General features: G+C 73.7%; 7 protein-coding genes. 3 read left to right on the forward strand and 4 right to left on the reverse strand.

Features of this window, described 5'->3' with window-relative positions; all coding sequences use genetic code 11:
- Nucleotides 1-2 precede the first annotated feature (2 nt).
- Entirely contained in the window at nucleotides 3-3,188 is a 3,186-nt protein-coding gene (locus E1289_RS09660; protein ID WP_131977682.1) for a BTAD domain-containing putative transcriptional regulator, read from the forward strand.
- On the opposite strand, the gene E1289_RS09665 is transcribed toward E1289_RS09660, so the two are convergent.
- From E1289_RS09665 to E1289_RS09680, 4 genes are all read right to left on the reverse strand, one after another.
- A complete protein-coding gene (locus E1289_RS09665; RefSeq protein ID WP_131977685.1) occupies nucleotides 3,166-3,951 on the reverse strand; it encodes an ABC transporter permease in 786 nt (261 codons plus the stop codon). The genes E1289_RS09660 and E1289_RS09665 overlap by 23 nt on opposite strands.
- Complete coding sequence (locus E1289_RS09670; RefSeq protein WP_131977688.1) at nucleotides 3,948-4,904, reverse strand: ATP-binding cassette domain-containing protein; 957 nt, start codon at nucleotides 4,902-4,904, stop codon at nucleotides 3,948-3,950. Before E1289_RS09670 ends, E1289_RS09665 begins: the two co-directional genes overlap by 4 nt.
- Before the next feature lie 48 nt (nucleotides 4,905-4,952).
- A complete protein-coding gene (locus E1289_RS09675; RefSeq protein ID WP_243712719.1) occupies nucleotides 4,953-5,408 on the reverse strand; it encodes a nitroreductase family deazaflavin-dependent oxidoreductase in 456 nt (151 codons plus the stop codon).
- Between the two features lie 91 nt (nucleotides 5,409-5,499).
- Nucleotides 5,500-5,847, reverse strand: a complete 348-nt coding sequence (locus tag E1289_RS09680) for a VOC family protein (RefSeq protein WP_131977691.1) — start codon at nucleotides 5,845-5,847, stop codon at nucleotides 5,500-5,502.
- Between the two features lie 120 nt (nucleotides 5,848-5,967).
- Here E1289_RS09680 and E1289_RS09685 point away from each other — a divergent pair, with 120 nt between their 5' ends.
- A complete protein-coding gene (locus E1289_RS09685) occupies nucleotides 5,968-6,768 on the forward strand; it encodes an NAD(P)-binding domain-containing protein (RefSeq protein ID WP_131977694.1) in 801 nt (266 codons plus the stop codon).
- A 47-nt stretch (nucleotides 6,769-6,815) separates the two neighbouring features.
- Nucleotides 6,816-7,152: helix-turn-helix domain-containing protein (locus E1289_RS09690; protein WP_207928884.1), on the forward strand; the 337-nt coding region annotated here is incomplete at its 3' end.

The following is a 7,152-nucleotide window of genomic DNA, read 5'->3' on the forward strand; positions in this document are numbered from 1 at the left end:
CTGTGGCCGTCGAGCTGAGTTTGCTGTCGCGGGTCTCCTGCCGCGGGCGGGACGTCACCGGCCCCCGGCTGCGCGGCCTGCTCGCGCTCCTGGCGGACGAGCCGCGGGCGGGCGTGCCCGTCGCCCGCCTGGTCGAGGGGCTGTGGCCGGACGAGCGTCCGGAGAACCCCGCCAAAGCGCTCCAGGTCGTCGTCTCGCGGGCCCGTTCGCAGCTCGGCGCGGACGTCGTCGCGCGCACGCCGGCCGGGTACCGGCTGGGGCTGGACGAGTCCCGGGTGGACGCGTCCGCCGTGCTGCTCGCCGCGTCCGCGAGCGCACGGTGCCTCCGCGAGGGCGACCACGCGGGCGCCCTCGCCCGCGCCGAGGAGGGCCTCGCCCTGTGGGACGCGCCCCCGGGTCCGGGCACCGGCGACGATCCCCTGTCGGCGCTGCGCGCGGCACGGGCCTCGGCCTACCGGGCGCTGGCGCGCACCCGCGCCCTGGCGCTGGCCGGGCTCGGCCGGCACGCCGAGGGGTTCGACGCGCTCACCGCCGTGGCCCGCGAGCGCCCCCACGACGAGGAGGTCCTCGCCGGGCTGCTGCGCTGCGAGGCGGCGACCGCGGGGCCGTCCGCCGCGCTGACCAGGTACGAGACCTACCGGCGAACGCTGCGCGACGACCTCGGCGCCGATCCGGGCGCGGCGCTCCAGGACGTCCAGCGGGAGCTGCTCCGCGCGGACGCCCCGGCCGTCCGGACGGGCGTCGCGCACGAGCCGAACCCGCTGCTCGGCCGCGCCGCCGACCTCGCGGCCGTGCTGGACCTGGTGCGCACGTCCCGCGTCACCTCGATCGTCGGGGCGGGCGGGCTCGGCAAGACGCGGCTCGCGCACGCGGTGGCGCGCGACGCCCCGCAGCGGACCGTGCACCTCGTCCCGCTCGCGGGCGTCGCCCGGGACGCGGACGTCGCGGCCGAGGTGGCGTCCGTCCTCGGCGCCGGCGACCCGCGCCGCGCGCCGCCGGGCCGCCCCGGCGGGACGGCGGGCCCGCTCACCGGAATCGCCGAGGCGCTCGGGCCGGGTCCGGTGCTGCTCGTCCTGGACAACTGCGAGCACGTCGTCGACGGCGTCGCCGGCCTCGTCGGCGGCCTGGTGGCGATGACGCGGGACCTGCGGGTGCTCACCACGAGCCGCGCGCCGCTCGGCCTGTCGTCGGAGTCGGTGTACCCGCTCCCCGCGCTGGGCCTGCCGACGGCCGTCGAGCTGTTCCGGCAGCGTGCGCGTGCGGCACGGCCGGGCGCCGCCGTCCCCGCGGACGCGGTGGCGGAGCTGTGCCGTCGCCTGGACGGCCTGCCGCTCGCCGTGGAGCTCGCGGCGGCGCGGGTCCGCGTCATGTCGGTGCCGGAGATCGCCCGCGGGCTGGACGACCGGTTCGCGCTGCTGCGCGGGAACGTGCGCGACGCGCCGTCGAGGCACCGGACCATGCACGCCGTCATCGGCTGGAGCTGGAACCTCCTCGGCCCGTCCGGGCGGGCGGCCATGCGGGCACTGTCGGTCTTCTCCGCCGGTTTCACCGCGGACGCGGCGCGCCACCTCCTGGACGGCGACGTCCTGGAGACCCTGGAGGACCTCGTCGGCCAGTCGCTCCTCGAAACGACCGAGGGCGAAGCGGGGACGCGGTTCCGGATGCTGGAGAGCGTCCGCGAGTTCAGCGCGGCGCACCGCGACGCCGAAGGCGAGACGGACGGCGCGGTCGGCGGGCTGCTCGCCTGGGCCCGGGAGTTCGGGGCCGCGCACCACGAGTCCCTCTTCGGGGCCGATCCGTTCGCTCCCCTGGCCCGCGTCCGGGTCGAGCAGGACAACCTGGTGCAGGCGCTCCGCCACGCCCTCGCCCGGGACGACCGCCCGGCCGTCGCGGCGGTGGCCGCCGTCCTCGGCGGCCTGTGGACGCTGGAGGCCGCCTACAGCCGGCTGATCGTCATGGCGGAGGAGACCGCCGGGCCGCTGAGCCGCTTCCGCCCCGGCCCCGGGGACGTCGAGACGGCCCGGACGGCCCTCACCCTCAACGTCCTCACCGCGCTCCTGATGAAGGGGCCGCGGCCGACCCGGACCCTCGTCGCGCTGCGCCGCCTGCCGCCCGCCGCGCCGACCGGCTTCGTCCAGGCCATGGCGACCCTGATGGCGGCGGGACCGGAGATCCTGGACCCGGACGGCGGCCCGGCCGCCCTCGACCGGATGCGCGCGAGCGGCGAACCGTCCCTCGCCGCCATCGCGAACTGCGTCGCCGGCTACGTCCGGGAACGCGACGGCGACGTGGCCGGGGCGCTCCGGGCGACCGAGGCGATGCTCACGACGTCCGGCGAGCCGCACACCCCGTGGCTCGCGCTCCTCGGCCACTCGCGGGTCAGCGAGCTGCTGCTGCAACTCGACCAGGACGACCGAGCCTCACACCACCTCCATATGGCCCTGGACGTGCTTGAGCGCTACGGATGGCACGACAGCTTCGGGCTGCTCTGGGCCATCGCGGCCACCGACCTCCGCCTCGGCCGCTTCGACGAGGCGGAGCGCCGGCTCGACCAGTCGGTCGCGTCCGGCCACGGCGAGACGTTCGGCACCGCCACCTTCCACCTGGGCGCCCGCGCGGAGATCGCGTTCGGGCGCGGCGACACCGGCACCGGCCTGCGGCTCTGGCGGCAGGCGGTCGACCGGCTCGCCGGCGACGAGGACCCGATGTCGGCGCCGGGCCTCGACCCGTGGACGCTCGAAGCGCACAGCGTCACCGTCGTCGCCCACGCCCGGCACGGCCGGCTCGACCTCGTCGAGGACATCGCGGCCGGGCTGCCCGCCAAGCTCGCCGGCCTGCTCGCCCAGCCGGCGGACACGATGCCGTCCTTCCTCATGGACCTGCCGCTCTGCGGCGGCGTCCTGCTGGCCCTGGCCCTCGCCGACCTCGCCCGCGCGGGCGGTCCCGCCGCGGCCCCGCCGGACGTGCGGGCGCGGGCCGCGCGCACCATCGCGCTGGCGGAGCGGCTGTACTTCGCCCGGTCCTTCCAGCCCACCATGTCCCCCGCGGCGGCCCGCCGCGCCGCCGAGGACGCCGACCGGCCGGCGTACTCCGCGGCCGTGGCGGAGTACGCCGCCCTGGACGGCTGCGGCCTGCGGGACACCGCCCGGGAGCTGACCCGCGAGCTCAGCGCGGCGCCTTCCGGTTGAACAGCACCTTCGAGTAGGCGTAGCCGGCGACGGCGAGCCCGACGCACCACGCGATCGAGACCATCGCCTCGTGCCCGCTCGGCGTGCCGGCCAGCAGCCCCCGCAGCGTCTCGTTGACCGGGGTGAACGGCTGGTACTCGGCGAACCACCGCACCCCCGCCGGCATCGACTCCGGCGGGACGATCGCGCTGCCGACGAACGGCAGGAACTGGATGATCAGCGGCGAGTTGCTCGCGCCCTCCGGGTTCTTCGCCAGCAGCCCCAGCGCGACCGCCACCCACGTCAGCGCGAACGTGAGCAGCATCAGCAGCCCGATCGCGGCGAGCCAGTCGAGGACGCTCCCGCTCGTCCGGAAGCCGAGCGCGACCGCGAGCCCGATCACCGCGGCCGTGCTGATCACCGTCTGGATCATGCTGCCGGCCACGTGCCCGGTCAGCAGCGACGCCCGCGCGATCGCCATCGTCCGGAACCGGTCGATGATGCCCTCGGTCATGTCCAGGGAGACCGACACCGACGTCGTCATGCACCCGGACGCGACGGCCATCAGGATGATCCCAGGCGCCACGTAGTTGATGTAGTCGCCGCTCGCCGCCCCGCCGACGCCCTCGCCCAGCGTGTTGCCGAACACGCCGACGAACAGCAGCATGATGAAGACCGGCACCATCATCGTGCCGACGGACAGCGCTGGATAGCGCAGCGCGTGCCGCAGGTTGCGGCGCAGCATCGTCGCGGAGTCCGTCGCCGCCTGCCCGAGCGCCGTCATCGCCCGACCGCCTCGTTCTCGGGACGCCCGGTGAGGGCGAGGAAGACGTCGTCCAGGTCGGGTGTGTGCACGGACAGCTCGCCGACCTCGATCGACGCGTCCTCCAGCCGGCCGAGCAGCGCCCGCAGCGCCCGGACGCTCCCGTCGCCCGGCACCTGCAGGGTGAGCGCCTCGTCGTCCCGCGTCACCGCGCCGAGCGTCCGCGCCGCCGCGTCCAGCTCCGCCGGGCCGTCGAACCGGAGCCGGACGTGCCCGCCGGGGACCAGCCGCTTCAGCTCGGCCGCCGTCCCCTCGGCGACGAGCCGGCCGCCGTCGAGCACCGCGATCCTGTCGGCGAGATGGTCGGCCTCCTCCAGGTACTGCGTCGTCAGGAAGATCGTCACGCCGTCCCTGACCAGCCCGCGGATGATCCCCCACATGGTGCGGCGGCTCCGCGGGTCGAGCCCGGTCGTCGGCTCGTCCAGGAAGATGATCCGCGGGTTCCCGATCAGCGTCATCGCGATGTCGAGCCGCCGCCGCATCCCGCCCGAGTACGTGGCGGCCGTCTTGCGCGCGGCGTCCGCCAGGTCGAGCCGCTCCAGCAGCTCGTCGGCGGCCCGGCGCCCGGGGACCTTGCCCAGCCGGTGCAGGTCCGCCATCAGGATGAGGTTCTCCCGGCCGGTGAGCAGCCCGTCCACGGCCGAGTACTGCCCCGTCACGCCGATCGCCCTGCGCACCCCGTCGGGGTCCTCGACGAGATCGCGTCCCGCGATCCGCGCCTCCCCCGCGTCCGCGGGGATCAGCGTGGACAGGATCCGCACCACCGTGGTCTTGCCCGAGCCGTTCGGGCCGAGCAGGGCGAAGACCGTGCCGCGCGGCACGTCCAGATCGATCCCGTCGAGGACGGCCTTCTCCCCGAACGCCTTCCTCAGGCCGGCCGCGTATATGGCCGTTTGTCGTGCTTCCGGTTTCATGGGCGGAAGCGTGCGGCCGCCCGCCTTCACCCCGCTTTCAGCCCGGTTTCACCGCGGGGTGAGCCGCACCACCGGGTACTCCCGCTCGGACTTGCTCTGGTACTTCGCGATGCGCGGCTGAGCTGCGGCGATGCGCTGCCACGCCGCCTCCCGGTCGGGGCCCTCAAGCCGCTGCGGCGTCACCGGAACGGCCTCCTGGCCGGGCAGCTCCATCGACGCCCGGTCGGCGTGCGCCATCAGATTGGCGAACCAGTCCGGGTTCTGGCCTCCCCCACCCGAAGCCACGACCAGCCGTGCGTCGTCCCCGTCGGCGAACCACGCGACCGGCGTCTCCCGCGGCTCCCCGCTCCGCTTGCCCACCGTGTGCAGGATCAGGACGTCCATGCCCATGAACGAGCCGCGCCCCTTGCGGACCTTGCGGTTCATCCGCGCGTTGGCCCGATGCTGCATCCACCGCGAGAACGCCCCGGGCCCGCCCGCCTTCTCCTTCTGCCCCTGCGCCACCGTCTACCTCCGTCAGTTCGATGTCCTCGACAGCAAACCTAGGAGTGCCCAGGTCAAGGCCGCTTCTCCATTCCTGCCCGACCTGCCGCGCTCAGCGGTGGCCCAGCACGTTGACCACGCGGCCATTGGGGTCGCGGACGAAGAACCGGCGCACTCCCCACTCCTCGTCCTGCAAGGGATGCACGATCTCCGCACCGCTGTCCCGCATGGCCGCGTAGGCCGCTTCCACATCGTCCACCTCGACGCTCATGTCGGCGGTGACCGGTGCGGTTTCGTCCCTGGTGAAGAAGCTGATCTGCGCTGTCGGATTGGACGGGGAAGCGAGCGTCACGACCCAGCCCATGTTCATGACTTCCTCGAAGCCCAGCAGCTCATAGAACTCCCGGCTCTCCGGCATGACCTCCGACTGGACGTTGGGCACGATACGGCGAACGGTCATCGACGACTCCAAGTGAGAAGCTCCCGGCCCACCTCGCAGGCCAGGTGACTAACATCCAGGTAATCACGCACCTCAAAGTGCGTTCTTGTGGCCGGTGCCGCCCCGCTGAACAGTTGACGCATGAACACGCAACGAATCAGCGTTCTCGGCCTTGGGAGCATGGGACGCGCGCTCGCGAGCACGCTCCTCAAGGCCGGCCACGAGGTGACGATCTGGAACCGCACGCCCGGCAAGGCGGGCGACCTCTCCGCACGCGGTGCACGGGAGGCGTCGAGCGTGGAAGAGGCGATCAAGGCAAGCGACCTGACGATCACGTGCCTCCTGGACGACGCGAGCGTCCGCGAAACCCTGAGGCCGGCCATAGGGAAGTTGACCGGCAGGACGCTCGTCAACCTCACCAGCGGCTCAGCGCGGCAGGCACGCGACCTCGCCGGATGGCTTGAGAAGAACGAGGTGCGCTTCCTGGCCGGCGGCATCATGGCCGTGCCTCCCGCGATAGGCACGGACGGAGCCTTCATCCTCTACAGCGGCCCGCGTGACCTGTTCGACCGCGTTGCGCCCGCACTCGCGCCCCTCGCCCGTCCTCACTGGGTGGGCGAAGACCCCGGGTTCGCGGCGCTGTACGACATGGCCGCGCTGAGCGGCATGTACGGCATGATCGCCGGGGTGAGCCACGCCGTGGCGCTGGTCCAGGCGGACGGCGGCGACGTGGAGACGTTCACGAGCGAGGTGCTCCGGCCGTGGATGGAGCAGATGCTCCCGCTCATGTTCGCCGACACCGACCCGGACCAGTCCAACCCCGAGATGCAGGCGACCGGCCTGGAGACCATGATCTCCGCGTCCGACGAGGCGGGCGTGCCCGGTGACCTGACCGGACACCTGCGCGCGTCGCTGTGGCAGATGCGTCGCGCCGTCGGCTGACCAGGGCGTACAAAAGTAGGGCGGGCATCGCGACTAGCATCGGGGAGATGCGCAACCCGCCCTACATCTGTACCCTCGACGCCGCGATGGACGTCGTCGGCGGCAAATGGAAAGCGCTGATCCTGTGGGCGCTGGACGAGCGGCTCCACCGCTTCGGCGAGTTGCGCCGCAGCCTCCCCGGCGTCAGCGAGAAGGTCCTCACCCAGCAACTGCGCGAGCTTGAGGCGGACGGAATCGTCCGGCGCACGGTCTTCGACGAGACCCCGCCCCGAGTCGAATACGAACTGACCGACGAGGGCGCCGCCCTCCACGCGGCCCTGGCCCCCTTGGGCGACTGGGCCGAACGCCGCATGCACACCCTGGCCATCACCCCCACCCACGGCA

This window comes from Actinomadura sp. 6K520 (genome assembly GCF_004349245.1).
GTDB lineage: Bacteria > Actinomycetota > Actinomycetes > Streptosporangiales > Streptosporangiaceae > Spirillospora.

Bases quoted from the DNA above. Each gene is read 5' to 3' on its own strand.
- E1289_RS09665 (WP_131977685.1), bottom strand. From the start codon at position 3,951: ATGACGGCGCTCGGGCAGGCGGCGACGGACTCCGCGACGATGCTGCGC.
- E1289_RS09670 (WP_131977688.1), bottom strand. From the start codon at position 4,904: ATGAAACCGGAAGCACGACAAACGGCCATATACGCGGCCGGCCTGAGG.
- E1289_RS09680 (WP_131977691.1), bottom strand. From the start codon at position 5,847: ATGACCGTTCGCCGTATCGTGCCCAACGTCCAGTCGGAGGTCATGCCG.
- E1289_RS09685 (WP_131977694.1), top strand. From the start codon at position 5,968: ATGAACACGCAACGAATCAGCGTTCTCGGCCTTGGGAGCATGGGACGC.